Annotated in this window: 12 protein-coding genes; 8 read left to right on the top strand and 4 right to left on the bottom strand. The window is 62.4% G+C overall.

The window, feature by feature from the left end:
* Window positions 1–129: 129 nt before the first annotated feature.
* Window positions 130–1356, top strand: coding sequence for an IS110 family transposase (locus ACO07W_RS07745; RefSeq protein WP_421845748.1), 1227 nt, complete (start codon window positions 130–132; stop codon window positions 1354–1356).
* A gap of 164 nt (window positions 1357–1520) precedes the next feature.
* On the opposite strand, the gene ACO07W_RS07740 is transcribed toward ACO07W_RS07745, so the two are convergent.
* From ACO07W_RS07740 to ACO07W_RS07730, 3 genes are all read right to left on the bottom strand, one after another.
* A complete protein-coding gene (locus ACO07W_RS07740) occupies window positions 1521–2381 on the bottom strand; it encodes a cyclopropane mycolic acid synthase family methyltransferase (protein WP_421842150.1) in 861 nt (286 codons plus the stop codon).
* A gap of 91 nt (window positions 2382–2472) precedes the next feature.
* Complete coding sequence (locus ACO07W_RS07735) at window positions 2473–3321, bottom strand: alpha/beta fold hydrolase (RefSeq protein WP_421845862.1); 849 nt, start codon at window positions 3319–3321, stop codon at window positions 2473–2475.
* A 90-nt stretch (window positions 3322–3411) separates the two neighbouring features.
* A complete protein-coding gene (locus ACO07W_RS07730; RefSeq protein WP_421842148.1) occupies window positions 3412–4758 on the bottom strand; it encodes an ABC1 kinase family protein in 1347 nt (448 codons plus the stop codon).
* Window positions 4759–5460: 702 nt separating this feature from the next.
* Between ACO07W_RS07730 and ACO07W_RS07725 the strand changes: the two genes are divergently transcribed.
* From ACO07W_RS07725 to rplL, 3 genes are all read left to right on the top strand, one after another.
* Window positions 5461–6381, top strand: a complete 921-nt coding sequence (locus tag ACO07W_RS07725; protein ID WP_421842146.1) for an ROK family protein — start codon at window positions 5461–5463, stop codon at window positions 6379–6381.
* 305 nt (window positions 6382–6686) lie between these two features.
* Window positions 6687–7283, top strand: a complete 597-nt coding sequence (rplJ, locus tag ACO07W_RS07720; RefSeq protein WP_421845860.1) for a 50S ribosomal protein L10 — start codon at window positions 6687–6689, stop codon at window positions 7281–7283.
* Between the two features lie 33 nt (window positions 7284–7316).
* Window positions 7317–7706, top strand: coding sequence for a 50S ribosomal protein L7/L12 (gene rplL, locus ACO07W_RS07715; RefSeq protein WP_421842144.1), 390 nt, complete (start codon window positions 7317–7319; stop codon window positions 7704–7706).
* A 60-nt stretch (window positions 7707–7766) separates the two neighbouring features.
* Here rplL and ACO07W_RS07710 read toward each other — a convergent pair whose 3' ends face one another.
* Window positions 7767–8468 (bottom strand): TetR/AcrR family transcriptional regulator, encoded by a 702-nt coding sequence (locus tag ACO07W_RS07710; RefSeq protein ID WP_421845859.1) that lies wholly within the window; start codon window positions 8466–8468, stop codon window positions 7767–7769.
* A 69-nt stretch (window positions 8469–8537) separates the two neighbouring features.
* Between ACO07W_RS07710 and ACO07W_RS07705 the strand changes: the two genes are divergently transcribed.
* The 4 genes from ACO07W_RS07705 (at window position 8538) to ACO07W_RS07690 (ending at window position 19251) form a co-directional block, all read left to right on the top strand.
* Window positions 8538–10049: a carotenoid oxygenase family protein gene (locus tag ACO07W_RS07705; protein WP_421842142.1), complete on the top strand. Its 1512-nt coding sequence runs from the start codon at window positions 8538–8540 to the stop codon at window positions 10047–10049.
* A 166-nt stretch (window positions 10050–10215) separates the two neighbouring features.
* Window positions 10216–11226, top strand: coding sequence for an ABC transporter ATP-binding protein (locus ACO07W_RS07700; RefSeq protein WP_421842140.1), 1011 nt, complete (start codon window positions 10216–10218; stop codon window positions 11224–11226).
* A gap of 489 nt (window positions 11227–11715) precedes the next feature.
* Complete coding sequence (locus ACO07W_RS07695; RefSeq protein WP_421842138.1) at window positions 11716–15228, top strand: DNA-directed RNA polymerase subunit beta; 3513 nt, start codon at window positions 11716–11718, stop codon at window positions 15226–15228.
* 72 nt (window positions 15229–15300) lie between these two features.
* Entirely contained in the window at window positions 15301–19251 is a 3951-nt protein-coding gene (locus ACO07W_RS07690) for a DNA-directed RNA polymerase subunit beta' (RefSeq protein ID WP_421842136.1), read from the top strand.
* Window positions 19252–19330 lie beyond the last annotated feature (79 nt).

Below are 19330 nucleotides of genomic sequence, written 5' to 3'. Positions count from 1 at the left end.
CTGCGATGTGCTGGAGTCACGGACGGCTAGTGAGATGACGGACCTTGGAGTCCCGCGATTAGGGCGCCGCGTGAGTCCACCGGTAACGGCGCAACCATCCACCGACGAAAAAGTGAGGACGTCTTGGGCTTGTTTTGTGGAATCGACTGGGCTACTGAGCATCACGATGTTGCTGTGGTTGATGACGACGGGAGGGTGGTAGCCCGTGCACGGCTGGGCAATGATGCGGCCGGGTTCGCGCAGCTGTTGACGTTGCTGGCTGAGGCCGGTGACAGTGCCGCTGATCCGATACCAGTGGGGATGGAAACTGATCGTGGCCTGTGGGTGGCGGCGCTGCGAGAAACTGGCCGGGTGATTTATCCGATCAACCCGTTGGCGGCTTCGCGGTATCGGGCACGGTATGCGGTGTCGGGGGCCAAATCCGATGGTGCCGACGCGGTGCTGCTGGCCAATATTGTGCGCACCGACCCCGGCGCGCACCGCCCATTGCCCGCCGACACCGAGTTGGCCCAGGCGATCCGGGTGCTGGCCCGCGCTCAGCAAGACGCGGTATGGGCACGTCAACACATCGGCAACCAGATTCGCGATGTGCTCAAAGATTTCTACCCGGCGGCCATCACCGCGTTCGCCGACCTGCCCGAGGGCGGGCTGGCTCGTCGAGATGCGCGCACCATCTTGGCTGCTGCACCAACCCCCACCCAGGCGACCAAGCTGACCCCGGCCCGACTGCGCCGACTGCTGGCCAAGGCCGGCCGCCGCCGCCATCTCGACCGTGACATCGAACGGTTGCGGGAGGTGTTCACCGACACCTACCTGCACCAACCACCGGTCGTGGAGAACGCGATGGGTATCCAATTGGCAGGGCTGCTGGGTCAGTTCGAGGCTGCCTGCACCACTGCTGCTGATCTCGCCGAGGCGGCAACCGCCCATTTTGAGCAGCACCCGGACTCCACGATCATCACCAGCTTCCCCGGACTGGGGAACCTGGCCGGTGCCCGGGTACTCGCCGAGATCGGTGATGACCGCGCCCGCTTCACCGACGCCCGCGGACTGAAAGCATTCGCCGGAGCCGCGCCGATCACCCGCGCCAGCGGCAAGAAAACCCTCGTGTTGCACCGCCATATCAAGAACCGGCGCCTGGCCGCCGTGGGTCCCATCTGGGCTTTGGCATCGCTGCGCGCCTCGCCGGGCGCCCGTCGCCACTACGACACCCGCCGCGCCGCAGGAGACTGGAACCACCAAGCCCAACGACATCTGTTCAACAAATTCCTCGGCCAACTCCACCACTGCCTGCAAACCGGCCAGCACTACACCGAACATCTAGCCTTTCCACCTCCTCCCTCGCTCGTGGCTTGACTTTTAACTTCGTGAGATGTCTTTCTTGACCCCGTAGATTCCACCCTTGCATGCCAACCGCCCTTAAACACCCTTGCGCATGCTTGGGGCATGCTATCCCGATTCAGGCGGCTCCGCTAAACCCTGACGATTTTTTCGCAGTTATGGGACTGGTAGGGCGGGCACTACTTTGTCAGGGTGAATTGCGCGACGTTGGAGATACCCTTGCGGAAGAGGTTTGCGCAGCCGGTTAGGTAGCGCATGTAGCGGTCGTACACCTCTTCGGATTGGATGGCGATCGCGCGTTCGCGGTTGGCCTGCAGGTTAGCCGCCCACATGTCCAGGGTCTGTACGTAGTGTTCTTGCATGTATTGGATGTGATCGATCGAGAACCCGCTGGTTTGCGAATTGTCGACGATATCGGCTTCTCCGCACATCCCGCCGCCGGGGAAGATCTCCGTTCCGAGGAAGTGGAAGAATCGCAGATCGCTCATGGTGACCGTGATGCCATGCTCGCGCCAGTACGTCTGAGGATGGGTGAAGATGCTGTGCAACAGCATCCGGCCGTCGCCGGGGAGCATGTCGTAGGCGCGTTCGAAGAATACCGGCCAACGCTCCTTCTTGAATGCGTCGAAAGCCTCGAAGGTGACGATCCGGTCGACCTTCTCGTCGAACTCTTCCCAGCCCTGTAGCCGCGCTTCGGCCCGCCGAGTAGTCGGTAGCTTAGCCAGCCGTTTCTTACTGAGCTCATAGTGACTTCGGCTCAGGGTGATACCCACGACGTTGACATCGTACTTCTCGACTGCTCGGACCACGGCCGCTCCCCATCCGCATCCGACATCGAGCAACAGCATCCCGGGTTCGAGATTCAGTTTTTCTAGCGCAAGATCCAGTTTCGCGGTTTGCGCCTGTTCGAGAGTCATGTCGTCGTTCTCGAAGTATGCGCAGGTGTAGACCATGTTTGGGTCCAGGAATAGGGCAAAGAATTCGTCAGAGATGTCGTAGGTAGCTTGCGACTCTTTGTAGTAGGGCTTCAGCTCGGCCATGTCAGACAACAACCTCCCGAGTTAACGGTACAACCAACGGCACGCTAGACCGGAACGGATTGGCGCAACCTCGCCGAATTCGGTGCGGGGCTTAGCTGGCCACGGCGAAATTGCTCTTTAGTTCACCGATCACCTGACCCCAAAGCTGTCTGGGAAGATCGTGACCCATGCCGTCGACGAGGACGAGTCGGGCGCCGTTGACTGCCCGGGCGATCGCACGACCGCCGGATGGTCGGATGAGTTTGTCGGCGCGCCCGTGAATCACCACGGTCGGCGCGACAATGCGACGGTCGTAGCGCAGTAGGCTGCCGCTGCCCAGGATCGCGCTGAACTGCTTGGCGATGCCCCACGGGTGATAGTTGCGGTCGTAGCTCTCGGCGGCGTCGGCGCGCACATGCTCTTCGGGCATCGGATAGCCGGGACTGCCGATGATCTTGTTGACGCGGATCGCGTTGTCAATGATCACGTCACGCGGTGAATTTGGTGGTGGGCCCTTGATGAGCGCCAGCAATGCGCGTGGGGCCGGCGGCGGTAGGAACGCGTGGTTGTTGCTGGAGAAAATAACTCCCAGCGTCTTTGCGCGCTCGGGAAACCGTGCGGCGAAGATCTGGGCAATCATGCCGCCCATCGAAGCCCCAACGATATGGGCGTGTTCGATGTCGAGGTGATCCAACAGGGCCGCGGCATCGTCGGCCATGTCTTCTAGCTTGTAGGCAGCTTTGCTGGGCAGGCCGAGCCAGGACCGCAGCAATCGGGTGGCCAGTGGTGGTCCGGCGCTGCGCCGTTCAGTCTTGCTTGACAGACCAACATCGCGGTTGTCATAGCGGATGACGCGCAGGCCGTCGGCAACCAGCTGCTTGCAGAAATCGGTGCGCCATAGCAGCATTTGAGCCCCGAGGCCCATGATCAGCAGTACGGCTGGGTTGCCGGGCTCACCCATGTCCTCGTAGTACAGCTTCACATCACCGGATGCGGCGACGCCGGTTCGGACCTCCACTACTCCTCCAATGATCAGCGACTGTCGCCGCTTTTAGACTTCGATGTCGGATTGATGGTCGCGGCTGACTTCGACCATAAAGTTGGCGAAGTATCCGGTGAGTTGCGGATCGGACATCATCTGCCACTTGGGTGCCAGTAGTTTCATATACCGCTCTACATACAGGAACTGCTTGCCGATCAGCACAAGCTCGCGAGGTAACTTGACGTCGTAGGCGTCGGCAAGCGCCGACAACTGCCTGCCGATGTCGGCATATGACATATCGCCCAGCGATTGCATGGTTAGCGGGGTGGCAAACTTCTCGAGATCCTTGGCGGCTTGCGCCTCGGGCTTCATCGTCCCCACGGCGCCCATGAGCACCACGATTTTGCCCGCAGCGGCGTGGTCCTTTTTCACCAAGAGCGCGTAGACGAGCTCGCGTAGCAGCCAGCGGGTGCGCGGATCGATGCGACCCATGATTCCGAAGTCGAAGAATACGATGCGGCCCGCGTCGTCGACATACAAGTTGCCCGCGTGCAGGTCACCGTGGAACAGGCCGTGCCGCAGTCCGCCCTCGAACACCGAGAACAGTAGTGCCTTCACCAATTCGACGCCGTCGAATCCGGCCTTGCGGATGGCACCAGCATCGTCGATGCGGATGCCGTGTATCCGTTCCATCGTCAGCACCCGCTCACCGGTGAATTCCCAGTGTACGTGCGGCACTCTGATGTTCGTGCCCAGCGGCGATGCATGTAAGTGCGAGACCCACGCTTCCATCGACTGTGCTTCGAGTCGGAAGTCCAGCTCCTCGGCCAGGTTGTCGGAGAAGTCGGCAACCACATCTTGTGCCGAGAGCCGGCGACCTAGTTTGGCGAGTTCGACGGTTTGGGCGAAGCGCCGCAGTATCTGCAAATCCGCGGCGACGCGCCGGCGGATGCCTGGTCGCTGGATTTTGACTACGACGTCCTCGCCGCTGTGCAGGGTCGCGTAGTGCACCTGCGCGATGGACGCGGACGCGAAAGGTTCTTCTTCGAAAGTGGCGAACAATTCGGAGGGCTCGCCACCGAGTTCCTCGACGAGGAGCTTATGTACGTCGCCGGTCTCGGCGGGCGGTACCCGATCGAGTAGGCCTCGGAATTCGCGGGACAGCGACTCGCCGAATGCGCCGGGGCTGGACGCGATTATCTGTCCGAACTTGACGTACGTCGGTCCTAGATCGGCGAAAGTCTGTGGAAGTTGCTTGATGACCTTTAGCTGCAATGAGCCCTTGCTTGACAGCTTGGTGACGATGCGAGCGGCGGCACGGGTAATCTGCCAACCAGTGGCAGCCACCCGGACCGCTTCGACCGGCAACGGCACCCGGTCAAGTTTGACCACCTCGCGGCGTTTGGTGGAACTCATTTGAGCAGTGTGCCAAACGGGGGCAGCGAAGTCCCAATTTGCGTGAGCGGCGCACGCAAGGCGCAATGGTCACCGAATGCGCAGGCCCAGCGAAATTCGCACTCGGAATTGGTTGCCGGCCACACGGTCGGCGGCGCAGCACAAACTCCTCGTCGTGGGGTAGTTCTCTTGCGGGTTGCTGTGCTGGGACGCCGCACCCGTTCGGGAACATCGTGACCTAATTCGTCGATCACGACGAAGCACGCTCGGAATGGCGGCGCCGGCCGCGCGCCCGTTGCGCGGTCGCGCCATCGGATCCACTCCACAGAACCGGGTGGCACCACTGTTGGTGCGGTAATCGCGTTGTCGTAGGTGAGTGGTCTACCGGCGTCCAATACTGTGTCGAGTTGGCCCAGGGTGCCGGGCGGATCAGCACATTGATTGGCGCCTCGCCGGTCTTTTGTCGAGTTGCTGCGTGGCCGTAGGGTGCGGGCATGCAGGTGGATTCGGCGGAATCGACGCAGCCATTCGTCGGGCCGCGGGACGTGCTGCCGGCGCAGGTGAGGCTGGCGGTCACCGAGCATCGGCTGGGTCGCGCGCGACGCTCTACGTTCGGAATGTTGCAGTACGCGTGCCGGGCGGCCCCCGTTCAGCCGGTGGGCTGCCGCACGTTTCGCAGCCAGCTTGGCCAACCTGAAAAAGTCGAATGGCGCTGATCGGCCCATGCTCACGCTCTGCCTGGATATTGGCGGCACCAAGATCGCCGCAGGGTTAGCTGATCGCGCAGGGGTGCTGGTGTACGCCGCCACCCGACCTACCCCGGTCGACTGCGGAGCGGACCAACTTTGGGCGGTACTCGCCGCGATGATCGCCGACGCGCTGCAGGCGGCCGGAGGTGTGGTCGGCGGTGTAGGCATTGCTTCGGCGGGCCCCATTGATGTGGCCAGCGGAACAGTCAGCCCAACGAACATCGCGTGCTGGCGTGGTTTTCCGCTGCGGGACAGGGTCGCTGCGGCAGTACCTGGCGTGCCGGTGTTACTCGGCGGCGACGGGATATGCATGGCGCTGGGTGAGCACTGGCTCGGGGCGGGACGAAGCACCGGGCCGAGCAGGCGCTTCTTGTTGGGCATGGTGGTGTCCACTGGTGTCGGCGGTGGACTGGTGCTTAACGGGTCCCCATACGTCGGCCGCACCGGCAATGCCGGTCATGTGGGCCACGTAGTTGTCGAACCGGATGGCCAGCTGTGTACGTGCGGTGGCCGCGGCTGTGTCGAGACGATCGCCGCCGGCCCGTCGATGGCGAAATGGGCCCGGGCCAACGGTTGGTCCGCGGCTTCCCACGCTGGCGCTAGCGAGCTTGCTAATTCAGCTGCGGCTGGAGACGAGGTGGCGCTGGCGGCTTTCGCCAAGGGCGCCACCGCGCTTGCGGCGGTGATCGCTTCGGTAGCGGCGGTGTGCGATCTTGATCTTGTCGTCGTTGGTGGGGGAGTGGCCAAGTCCGGTAGCTTGCTGTTTGATCCTCTGCGCACGGCGCTGGCAGGTTACGCGCGACTCGATTTTCTGGTCGGTCTACGTGTGGTTCCGGCCGAACTCGGCGAACGGGCGGGCCTTGTCGGTGCGGCCAGGCTGGTTGGGCTCAGCTAGACGTTGCGCCGGGTGAGGGTGTGCCGGCGTGGACGCACGACGCATCGTTTTGGCTGATTGAACACGGCGCGCTATTGTGGTTGCCGATCCACCGAAGACCGTCGGTCACCGAGAAATCGGTTGAAGGTCCGGGAAGTGTCTCGGACGGCCCACGCAGGAGGACGAGGTTATTGCGGCTGGCCTGTGCGCCGTCCGCGTTCAACGCCCCGACCGCTTCCTGCGCCGGGGCGTTCGTCGTTTCCGGGGTGGGCACAGACAACACGTCGCACAACGACGTCGACCCGACTTACACCAAGGGGGTAGGCATGGCCAGGGCTGACAAGGCCACCGCGGTTGCAGACATCGCAGAGCATTTCAAGGCCTCGACCGCGACCGTCATCACTGAATACCGGGGCTTGTCGGTGGCCAACCTGGCTGAGCTGCGTCGGTCGCTGGGGGAGTCGGCTACCTATTCAGTAGCCAAAAACACACTCATCAAGCGTGCGGCATCGGAAGCCGGTGTCGACGGGTTGGACGAGCTGTTCTCCGGTCCCACGGCGATTGCGTTCGTCACGGGTGAGCCCGTGGACGCGGCCAAGGCACTCAAGACCTTCGCCAAGGAGCACAAGGCGCTGGTTATCAAGGGCGGCTACATGGACGGCCACCCCCTCAGCGTCGCAGAAGTTGAGCGCATCGCCGACCTGGAGTCCCGCGAGGTGTTGTTGGCCAAGCTGGCCGGCGCGATGAAGGGCAATCTTGCCAAGGCGGCTGGGCTGTTCAGTGCGCCCGCTTCGCAGGTAGCCCGGCTGGCGGCCGCATTGCAGGAAAAGAAGGCGGCAGAGCCAGGCGCAGAAACACCCACTGAAACTTCAGCGCAAGTGCCGGCAGAAACGCCTACAGAGACGCCGGCCGAAGCCGAGTAATCAGCACCGGAAACCCAGGAAGGACCTCCCACCATGTCAAAGCTCTCTACTGACGATCTGCTAGATGCATTCAAGGAAATGACCCTGTTGGAGCTCTCCGACTTCGTCAAGAAGTTCGAGGAGACCTTCGAGGTCACAGCGGCCGCGCCGGTCGCGGTCGCGGCCGCTGGCGGGGCGCCAGCCGCTGCCGCTGAAGCTGCCGAGGAGCAGTCCGAGTTCGACGTCGTTCTCGAGGCTGCCGGTGACAAGAAGATCGGCGTCATCAAGGTCGTCCGTGAAATCGTCTCCGGCCTGGGGCTGAAGGAGGCCAAGGATCTGGTCGACGGTGCGCCCAAGCCGCTGCTGGAGAAGGTCGCCAAGGAGGCTGCTGACGAGGCCAAGACCAAGCTCGAGGCCGCTGGCGCCACCGTCAGCGTCAAGTAGTTCTGTTCGCCAAGATCCCCGGGACGCCTGCCGCTGACAGGTCCCGGGGATTTTGCGCGTTCAGTCGGCGCCGTAGGCCAACTGCAGCGACTGCTCGACTCGCTCCGGTGAATCGCCGATGGCGACAAGCAGGTTCGTTGTCATCGAGCCGAGCACCTGTCCAACGGCTGAACCGTCTTGTCCGTAGTATCCGGCCAGCTCAAGCATCACGAAACCGTGTATCAATGCCCAGAACTGGGCCGCGGTAGCCACGACTGCTCCTTCGGCGGATGCGTCGTCAAGCGTTGATCCCACAGTGATCCGGCCCGCCAGCATCGAATGGTGCACCGCGCGCACGACATGCCCGAAGCTGGGATAACTCTCATAGATTTGGGCGACTGTCAGGGTCAGAACATTGTGAGCTGGCGCGTTGATGCCGTGTGCGCTGGTGCTGCCGAACATTAGTCGATACATGTGTGGCCTTTCGATCGCGTAGCGCCGGTAGGCGACTCCGGTGGCCAGCAGGTCGGCGACGGGATCGGGGGTTTGCGGCACCGCAAGCGCGGCATCAAACTGGCGCAAGCCCTCCTCGGCAACTGCGGTGATCAACTCTCGCATCCCGCCGAAGTGTGTGTAGACCGCCATTGTCGAGGTGCCGGCGGCGGCGGCCACCTTGCGGGTCTGCAGTGCATCTGGCCCGTGGTCGTCGAGTAGGCCCACGGCCGCGTGCAGCAGGTCGTTGCGGACGCTGCGCCCGTTTGGAGGAGTCAATCCTTGCGTCATGGTTGTCATTTTCGCACTGGGGGCGTAGGTTCCCTATAACAGTGAAATATCAATGTTATAGGAGCCGTTGTGACCTCAGCACGCATTACCAAAACCTCCAACCCGTATCTCGAAGGTTTCCTGGCGCCGGTCGCCGCCGAGTTGACCGCGCAGGATCTGCCGATCACCGGCCGCATCCCTGACCACCTCGATGGACGTTATCTGCGCAACGGGCCCAACCCGGCCGCCGAGGTAGACCCGGCCACCTATCACTGGTTCACCGGCGACGCCATGGTGCATGGAGTAGCACTACGTGACGGCAAGGCTTGCTGGTATCGCAATCGTTGGGTCCGGACCCCGAGCGTGTGCGCCGCTCTCGGCGAGCCCGCGCCTGCCTCAGGGAGTCCGCGCGCCGGAATACTTGCCGGCGGCCCAAATACCAATGTGCTGACCCACGCTGGGCGCACCCTCGCGCTCGTCGAAGCTGGTGTTGTCAACTACGAGCTCACCGACGAGCTTGACACCGTGGGTCCGTGCGATTTCGACGCGACCTTGGCCGGTGGCTATACAGCCCATCCGCATCGTGATCCCCGAACCGGCGAACTGCACGCGGTGTCCTACTCTTTCGCGCGCGGGCGGAGTGTGCAGTACACGGTGATCGACATCGATGGACGCGTCCGCCGAACGGTCGATATCGATGTGACCGGCTCGCCGATGATGCACGACTTCTCGCTGACCGACAAATACGTCGTCGTCTATGACCTGCCGGTGACATTCGACCCAGTGCAGGTAGTACCGGCGACTGTGCCGCATTGGTTGCAACGGCCCGCCCGGTTGGTGGTCCAGTCGATCATTGGACGCGTCCGGGTTCCCAGCCCGATTGCGGCAATGGCCAGGCGCACCAAGCGGTCCGCCGCCACCATTCCATACGCCTGGAACCCCGATTATCCAGCGCGCATCGGTGTGCTGCCGCGCGAGGGCGGCAACCATGACGTGCGGTGGTTCGACATTGAGCCCTGTTACGTTTTCCACCCGCTCAACGCTTACTCAGAGGTTCGGAATGGATCTGAGGTCCTGGTGCTCGACGTGGTGCGTCACGCGCGGATGTTCCAGCGCGACCAGCGTGGTCCAGGCGATAGCCGGCCGTGGCTCGACCAGTGGACAGTAAACCTGGCTACCGGTGCCGTCACCACCGAATGCCGCGATGAGCGACCACAAGAGTTTCCCCGTATCAACGAGACTCTGTTGGGTAGTCCACATCGGTTCGGTTACACCGTCGGCATCGAAGGCGGGTTTGTCGGCGGCAGTGGAGCCGAGATGTCGACTTCGCTCTACAAGCACGACTATCAGACGGGCTCGGCGACCGTTGCGCCGCTTGACCCTGAACTGCTGATCGGTGAGATGTCTTTCGTGCCGAACCCCCTGCCGAGCGTCGGGCACAGCGCCGAAGATGACGGCATCCTGATGGGTTACGGCTATCACCGTAGCCGGGACGAGGGGCAACTGATTTTGCTAGATGCCCAGAGTCTTGAGTCGGTGGCTACGGTGCATCTGCCGCAGCGCGTGCCGATGGGCTTTCACGGAAACTGGGCCGCTGCATAGCAGACGGCGCAACACGCGGTGCCTGGTGGGCCGCGGCGCGGCCCAGATTGCTATCTGAGATTGTTATCTGGCAACCGCAATGTCCTCCCACGTGCGTGCGATACAGTGACTCAAGCCACATAAAAGTGGCAGGTGGCGGGCACGCGCGTCAACGGAAGGATTCCCCATGGGCGTCGCTATCGAGGTAACTGGACTAACGAAGTCTTTTGGCGCCTCGAGGATTTGGGAAGACGTCACGTTGGACATCCCCGCCGGGGAGGTCAGCGTGTTGCTGGGGCCGTCGGGTACCGGTAAATCGGTGTTCTTGAAGTCCCTTATCGGTCTGCTGCGCCCGGAACGTGGCTCGATCCTTATCGACGGAACCGACATCATCGAATGCTCGGCCAAGGAGCTCTACGAGATCCGCACATTGTTTGGTGTGCTGTTCCAGGACGGCGCGTTGTTCGGTTCGATGAATCTTTATGACAACACCGCGTTCCCGCTGCGCGAGCACACCAAGAAAAAGGAAAGTGAAATCCGTGACATCGTCATGGAGAAGCTGACCCTGGTGGGCTTGGGCGGCGACGAGAAGAAGTTTCCCGGCGAGATCTCCGGTGGTATGCGCAAGCGCGCCGGCTTGGCGCGCGCCCTGGTGCTCGACCCGAAGATCATCTTGTGCGACGAACCTGACTCGGGCCTGGATCCCGTCCGCACCGCCTACCTCAGCCAGTTGCTGGTCGACATCAACGCTCAGATCGATGCGACCATCCTCATCGTGACGCACAACATCAACATCGCCCGCACCGTCCCGGACAACATGGGCATGCTGTTCCGCAAGCATCTCGTGATGTTCGGCCCGCGCGAGGTTTTGTTGACCAGCGACGAGCCGGTTGTCAAGCAGTTCCTCAACGGTCGTCGCCTTGGGCCGATCGGCATGTCCGAGGAGAAGGACGAGGCGACCATGGCTGAGGAAGAAGCCATGATGGAGGCTGGTCAGCATCACGGCGGTGTCGAGGAGATCGAGGGCGTGCCGCCGCAGCTGACTACCACGCCGGGAATGCCGGAACGCAAAGCGGTTGCCCGGCGACGCGCCCGGGTGCGCGAAATGTTGCCCTCGCTTCCGAAGAACGCCCAGGCGGCGATCCTCGACGATCTTGAGGGCACCCACAAGTTCGACGCACACTCGCTACCCGATTAGTCAGTCGCTCGAAGCAACGGGCGCGAATCGTTTCTGTTGTACCGGTTTACGAGGCTTTTTCGCAGCTGGCAGCCCGATGTGACCGCAGGTAAGGCGGCCATGTGCGATTTTCGCGGCCGTTCGGCCGAACTTGCGCCGCCCGTCCTCTTGACGGCAGGGCCCAAACGGGCCAATCTGATGAGCAGCATGTGTCGAATGCGTCCAAGGAAACCTGAGATGCCAGCCAGCGCGGACCTTCCCTGGACCGTTATTTGAGGAATGCGCAGACCTGCGCTATTGTTGGACGTTGCGCTGGCTACTTCCTGCCCACCTCACCCGCCACTTGACACCGTGGACATAGCCTGAGCCCAGTTTGTGGCTCAGCCGTTTGGTTGTGTGCGTGAGGTAAGGGCAGATCGTTCGCCGGCCGAACCGACAAAATTATCGCGGCGAACAGGCCCGGTGGCTGCCGGCGCTCGTTAGTCGCACGAGGTGCTGGAAGGATGCATCTTGGCAGATTTCCGCCAGTCAGACGCTAGTCCCCACCAAGGTCGCCCGCAAAGTTCTTCCAACAGTTCGGTACCCGGAGCTCCCAACCGGGTTTCCTTCGCCAAGCTTCGCGAACCGCTGGAGGTTCCTGGGCTGCTGGATGTCCAGAACGATTCGTTCGAGTGGCTGATCGGTTCGCAACGTTGGCGTGACTCCGTCGCCGGACGGGCGAACGTCAAGCCGATGGGGGGCCTCGAAGAGGTGCTCTGCGAGCTTTCGCCGATCGAAGACTTCTCTGGGTCGATGTCGCTGTCTTTCTCTGATCCGCGCTTTGACGAAGTCAAGGCGCCCGTCGATGAATGCAAAGACAAAGACATGACCTACGCGGCTCCGCTGTTCGTCACCGCGGAGTTCATCAACAACAACACCGGCGAGATCAAGAGCCAAACGGTGTTCATGGGCGACTTTCCAATGATGACGGAGAAGGGCACGTTCATCATTAACGGCACCGAGCGTGTGGTGGTCAGCCAGTTGGTGCGGTCTCCGGGCGTGTACTTCGACGAGACCATCGACAAGTCCACCGAAAAGATGCTGCACAGCGTCAAGGTGATCCCGAGCCGGGGTGCCTGGCTGGAGTTTGACGTCGACAAGCGCGACACGGTGGGCGTGCGTATCGATCGTAAGCGTCGGCAGCCGGTTACCGTCCTGCTCAAGGCGTTAGGCTGGACGGCCGAACAGATCGCCGAACGGTTCGGTTTTTCCGAGATCATGATGTCGACCCTGGAGAAAGACAACACCGTCGGCACCGATGAGGCGCTGCTGGACATCTACCGCAAGCTGCGGCCCGGTGAGCCGCCGACGAAGGAGTCCGCACAGACTCTGCTGGAGAATCTGTTCTTCAAGGAGAAGCGGTACGACCTGGCCCGCGTTGGTCGCTACAAGGTCAACAAGAAACTCGGGCTGCACGTCGGTGAGCCGATCACCTCGTCCACGCTGACTGAGGAAGACGTCGTCGCCACGATCGAATACCTGGTTCGCCTGCACGAGGGGCAGTCGGTGATGACCGCTCCGGGCGGTGTTGAGGTGCCGGTGGAAACCGACGACATCGACCACTTCGGCAACCGTCGGTTGCGTACCGTGGGGGAGTTGATCCAGAACCAGATCCGGGTCGGCATGTCGCGGATGGAGCGGGTGGTCCGCGAGCGGATGACCACACAGGACGTCGAGGCGATCACGCCGCAGACGCTGATCAACATTCGTCCGGTGGTTGCCGCGATCAAAGAGTTCTTCGGCACCAGCCAGCTGTCGCAGTTCATGGATCAGAACAACCCGCTGTCCGGGCTCACCCACAAGCGCCGGTTGTCGGCGCTGGGCCCCGGGGGGCTGTCACGGGAGCGCGCCGGGTTGGAAGTCCGTGACGTGCACCCGTCCCACTACGGCCGGATGTGCCCGATCGAGACACCGGAGGGGCCCAACATCGGGCTGATCGGATCGTTGTCGGTGTACGCGCGGGTCAATCCCTTCGGCTTTATTGAGACGCCGTACCGCAAGGTCATCGATGGTGTGGTTTCCGACGAGATCGAATACCTGACCGCCGATGAAGAGGACCGCCACGTCGTGGCGCAGGCCAATTCGCCGATCGACGATGAAGGCCGGTTCAGCGAGGCGCGCGTGCTGGTCCGCCGCAAGGCGGGGGAGGTGGAGTACGTTTCCTCGTCCGAAGTGGACTACATGGACGTCTCGCCGCGCCAGATGGTGTCGGTGGCTACGGCGATGATCCCCTTCCTCGAGCACGACGACGCCAACCGTGCCCTGATGGGTGCCAACATGCAGCGCCAGGCCGTTCCGCTGGTACGCAGCGAGGCGCCGCTGGTGGGTACTGGCATGGAGTTGCGTGCGGCTATCGACGCAGGCGACGTCGTTGTTGCCGAGGACAGTGGTGTCATCGAGGAGGTGTCAGCCGACTACATCACGGTGATGCACGACGACGGCACTCGGCGGACCTACCGGATGCGCAAGTTCGCCCGCTCCAACCACGGCACGTGTGCAAACCAGTACCCCATCGTGGACGCCGGTCAGCGTGTCGAAACCGGCCAGGTGATCGCCGATGGTCCTTGTACCGACAACGGTGAGATGGCCCTGGGCAAGAACCTGTTGGTGGCGATCATGCCGTGGGAGGGCCACAACTACGAGGACGCGATCATTCTGTCCAACCGCCTCGTCGAGGAGGATGTCCTGACCTCGATCCACATCGAGGAGCATGAGATTGACGCCCGCGACACCAAACTGGGCGCCGAGGAGATCACTCGGGACATTCCGAACGTCTCGGACGAAGTTCTCGCGGACTTGGACGAGCGCGGCATCGTCCGCATCGGCGCCGAGGTCCGTGATGGCGACATTCTGGTCGGCAAGGTTACTCCGAAAGGTGAGACCGAGCTGACGCCGGAGGAGCGGCTACTGCGGGCGATCTTCGGCGAAAAGGCCCGCGAGGTGCGTGACACCTCGCTGAAGGTGCCCCACGGCGAATCCGGCAAGGTGATCGGTATTCGAGTGTTCTCCCGCGAGGACGATGACGAACTGCCCGCTGGCGTCAACGAGCTGGTGCGTGTTTACGTTGCCCAGAAACGCAAGATCTCCGACGGGGACAAACTGGCCGGCCGGCACGGCAACAAAGGTGTGATCGGCAAGATCCTCGCAGCCGAGGACATGCCCTTCCTTCCGGACGGCACTCCGGTCGACATCATCCTCAACACCCACGGTGTGCCGCGGCGGATGAATATCGGTCAGATCTTGGAGACCCATCTTGGTTGGGTAGCCAAGTCAGGGTGGAACATCGACACCGCTAACGGAGTTCCAGACTGGGCGGCCAAGCTGCCCGAAGACTTGTTCTCGGCCGCTCCGGACGCCATCGTGTCGACTCCGGTCTTCGATGGTGCCCAAGAGGCTGAGCTGCAGGGCCTACTGTCGTGCACGCTACCCAATCGGGACGACCACGTGATGGTGGACGGTGACGGCAAGGCCGTGCTGTTCGACGGACGCAGCGGCGAACCGTTCCCGTACCCGGTAACGGTCGGCTACATGTACATCATGAAGCTGCACCACCTGGTGGACGACAAGATCCACGCCCGTTCCACCGGCCCGTACTCGATGATCACCCAGCAGCCGCTGGGTGGTAAAGCACAGTTCGGTGGACAGCGGTTCGGCGAGATGGAGTGCTGGGCCATGCAGGCCTACGGGGCGGCTTACACGCTGCAGGAACTCTTGACCATCAAGTCCGACGACACGGTGGGGCGCGTCAAGGTCTATGAAGCGATCGTCAAGGGCGAGAACATCCCCGAGCCGGGTATCCCGGAGTCGTTCAAGGTGCTGCTCAAGGAGCTGCAGTCGCTGTGTCTCAACGTCGAGGTGCTGTCGTCGGATGGCGCAGCCATCGAGCTGCGCGAGGGCGAGGACGAAGACCTTGAGCGGGCTGCGGCGAACCTGGGCATCAACCTGTCCCGCAACGAATCCGCGTCTGTTGAGGACTTGGCTTGATGCGCGCTCGCGCGACTTGCAACGGTCCGGCGTCCTTCTAGTTACTAAACCCGCAAGGGGAAAGGGAGTTACGTGCTCGACGTCAACTTCTTCGATGAGCTCCGTATTGGTCTGGCCACCGCGGAGGGAATCAGGCAATGGTCCTATGGCGAGGTCAAGAAGCCGGAGACGATCAACTATCGCACGCTGAAGCCGGAGAAGGACGGCCTATTCTGCGAGAAGATCTTCGGACCGACTCGCGACTGGGAATGCTACTGCGGTAAGTACAAGCGTGTTCGCTTCAAGGGCATCATCTGCGAGCGCTGCGGCGTCGAGGTGACTCGCGCCAAGGTGCGGCGTGAGCGGATGGGGCACATCGAACTGGCCGCGCCGGTCACGCACATCTGGTACTTCAAAGGCGTGCCGAGCCGTCTCGGCTATTTGTTGGACTTAGCTCCAAAGGACCTCGAGAAGATCATCTACTTCGCGGCGTATGTGATCACCGGGGTGGATGACGAGATGCGCCACAACGAACTGTCGACGCTCGAGGCCGAAATGATGGTGGAGCGTAAGGCCGTTGAAGATCAGCGTGATGCAGATCTTGAAGCGCGCGCGCAGAAGCTGGAGGCCGACCTGGCGGAGCTGGAGTCCGAGGGGGCGAAGGCGGACGCCAGGCGCAAGGTTCGCGACGGTGGCGAGCGGGAGATGCGGCAGCTCCGCGACCGCGCGCAGCGCGAGCTGGACCGGCTCGAGGACATTTGGAACACCTTCACCAAACTGGCTCCCAAGCAGCTGATCGTCGACGAGAACCTCTATCGCGAGCTCGTGGACCGCTACGGCGAATACTTCACCGGGGCCATGGGCGCAGAGTCGATCCAGAAGTTGATGCAGAACTTTGACATCGATGCCGAGGCCGAAATATTGCGCGATGTCATCCGGAACGGGAAGGGACAGAAGAAGCTTCGCGCGCTCAAGCGACTCAAGGTGGTTGCGGCCTTCCAGCAATCTGGCAACTCGCCGATGGGCATGGTGCTCGATGCCGTACCGGTCATCCCCCCGGAATTGCGCCCCATGGTGCAGCTCGACGGTGGCCGATTCGCCACCAGCGACCTCAACGACCTCTACCGCCGCGTGATCAACCGGAACAACCGGTTGAAGCGACTGATCGACCTCGGTGCCCCCGAGATCATCGTCAACAACGAGAAGCGGATGCTGCAGGAGTCTGTGGACGCGCTGTTCGACAACGGCCGCCGCGGCAGGCCAGTGACTGGGCCGGGTAACCGACCGCTGAAATCGCTATCGGATCTGCTCAAAGGTAAACAGGGCCGGTTCCGGCAAAACCTGCTGGGTAAGCGCGTCGACTATTCTGGCCGCAGTGTCATCGTGGTCGGTCCGCAGCTCAAGCTGCATCAATGTGGTCTACCGAAGCTGATGGCGCTTGAGCTATTCAAGCCTTTCGTGATGAAGCGGCTCGTTGATCTCAACCATGCGCAAAACATCAAGAGTGCCAAGCGAATGGTGGAACGCCAGCGTCCGCAGGTGTGGGATGTGCTCGAAGAGGTCATTGCCGAGCACCCTGTCTTGCTTAACCGGGCGCCGACCCTGCACCGGCTGGGCATCCAGGCTTTCGAGCCAATGCTCGTGGAAGGCAAGGCTATTCAGCTGCATCCGTTGGTCTGTGAGGCGTTCAACGCCGACTTCGACGGTGACCAGATGGCCGTGCATCTACCGTTGAGCGCTGAGGCGCAAGCCGAAGCCCGTATTTTGATGCTGTCGTCGAACAACATCCTGTCGCCCGCCTCCGGCCGCCCATTGGCCATGCCGCGACTGGACATGGTGACCGGGCTGTACTACCTGACCACGGCGGTCGACGGCGACACCGGCGAGTACCAGCCGGCGGCCAAGGACGCGCCGGAGTCGGGGGTGTACTCCTCGCCGGCGGAGGCGACCATGGCCGCCGACCGCGGGCTGCTTTCGGTACGGGCCAATATCAAGGTGCGGCTGACACAGTTGCGTCCGCCCGCAGACATCGAGACAGAGTTGTTCGGGCCGAACGGGTGGCAGCCGGGCGCCGGGTGGACAGCTCAGACGACGCTGGGTCGCGTGCTGTTCAACGAGCTATTGCCGCTGGGTTATGCGTTCGTCAACAAGCAGATGCACAAGAAGGTGCAAGCTGCCATCATCAACGACTTGGCCGAGCGCTACCCGATGATCGTGGTCGCGCAGACCGTGGACAAGCTCAAAGATGCTGGCTTCTACTGGGCAACTCGAAGCGGCGTCACCGTCTCGATGGCTGACGTGCTGGTGCCGCCGCGCAAAAAGGAGATCCTCGACCTCTACGAGGAGCGGGCAGACAAGGTCGAAAAGCAGTTCCAGCGTGGCGCTTTGAACCGCGACGAGCGCAACGAAGCGCTGGTCGAGATCTGGAAAGAGGCCACAGACGAGGTCGGTGAGGCGTTGCGGGACCACTACCCGGTCGACAATCCGATCATCACGATCGTCGACTCCGGAGCCACCGGTAACTTCACCCAGACCCGAACCCTGGCCGGCATGAAGGGTTTGGTGACCAACCCAAAGGGTGAGTTCATCCCGCGTCCAGTCAAGTCGTCGTTCCGCGAGGGCCTGACCGTGCTGGAGTACTTCATCAATACCCACGGCGCTCGAAAGGGGTTGGCGGACACGGCGTTGCGTACCGCCGACTCGGGCTATCTGACCCGTCGTCTGGTGGATGTGAGCCAAGACGTCATCGTCCGCGAACACGATTGCCAGACGGAGCGCGGCATTGTCGTCGAGCTGGCCGAGCGGCAGCCCGACGGCACGCTGATCCGCGACCCGCACATCGAAACATCGGCGTACGCGCGTACTTTGGGCACCGACGCGGTCGACGAGTCGGGTACCGTCGTCGTCGCGCGTGGTGAAGACCTTGGTGACCCGTCGATCGACGCTTTGCTGGCGGCGGGCATCACGCAGGTCAAAGTGCGGTCTGTGCTGACCTGTACCACCGGCACTGGTGTGTGCGCGACCTGCTACGGGCGTTCGATGGCAACTGGCAAACTTGTCGACATCGGCGAAGCGGTCGGCATCGTGGCAGCCCAGTCCATCGGCGAGCCCGGCACACAGCTGACCATGCGCACCTTCCACCAGGGTGGTGTTGGCGAGGACATCACCGGTGGTCTGCCGCGTGTACAGGAGTTGTTTGAGGCCCGGGTGCCACGCGGCAAGGCGCCGATCGCGGATGTCACCGGACGTGTCCGTCTTGAAGAGGGCGAGCGTTTCTACAAGATCACCGTCGTTCCTGACGACGGTGGCGAGGAAGTGGTGTACGACAAGCTCTCGAAGCGGCAGCGGCTCCGAGTGTTCAAGCACGATGACGGTTCCGAACGGGTGCTCTCCGATGGAGACCATGTCGAGGTGGGGCAGCAGCTGATGGAAGGCTCTGCCGACCCGCACGAGGTGTTGAGGGTGCAGGGCCCCCGCGAGGTGCAGATTCACCTCGTGCGGGAGGTCCAGGAGGTCTACCGTGCCCAGGGTGTGTCAATCCACGACAAGCACATCGAGGTGATCGTGCGGCAGATGCTGCGCCGAGTCACCATTATTGACTCGGGCGCGACGGAGTTTCTGCCTGGGTCTCTTATCGACCGTGCGGAATTCGAGGCCGAGAATCGCCGCGTGGTCGCCGAGGGCGGCGACCCCGCTGCCGGCCGCCCGGTGCTGATGGGTATTACGAAGGCGTCGTTGGCCACCGACTCATGGCTGAGTGCGGCCTCGTTCCAAGAGACCACGCGTGTGCTGACCGACGCGGCGATCAACTGCCGTAGCGACAGGCTTAACGGTCTGAAGGAGAACGTGATCATCGGAAAGCTGATCCCGGCCGGTACCGGTATCAACCGGTACCGCAACATCCAGGTGCAGCCTACGGAGGAGGCGCGCGCCGCTGCCTATACGATCCCGTCGTACGAGGACCAGTACTACAGCCCGGACTTCGGCCAGGCGACTGGAGCTGCGGTGCCGCTGGACGACTACGGCTACTCGGATTACCGATAAGGGTCAACAGGTAGTTTTTGCGAACTCCTCGCCGGGGTGCGGGGCGCGCGGCCCCGCACCCTAGGCGTTCTTTCGAGCT

The organism is Mycobacterium sp. (assembly GCF_965230835.1).
Lineage (GTDB): Bacteria > Actinomycetota > Actinomycetes > Mycobacteriales > Mycobacteriaceae > Mycobacterium.
This window is presented reverse-complemented; position numbering and strand designations above follow the sequence as displayed.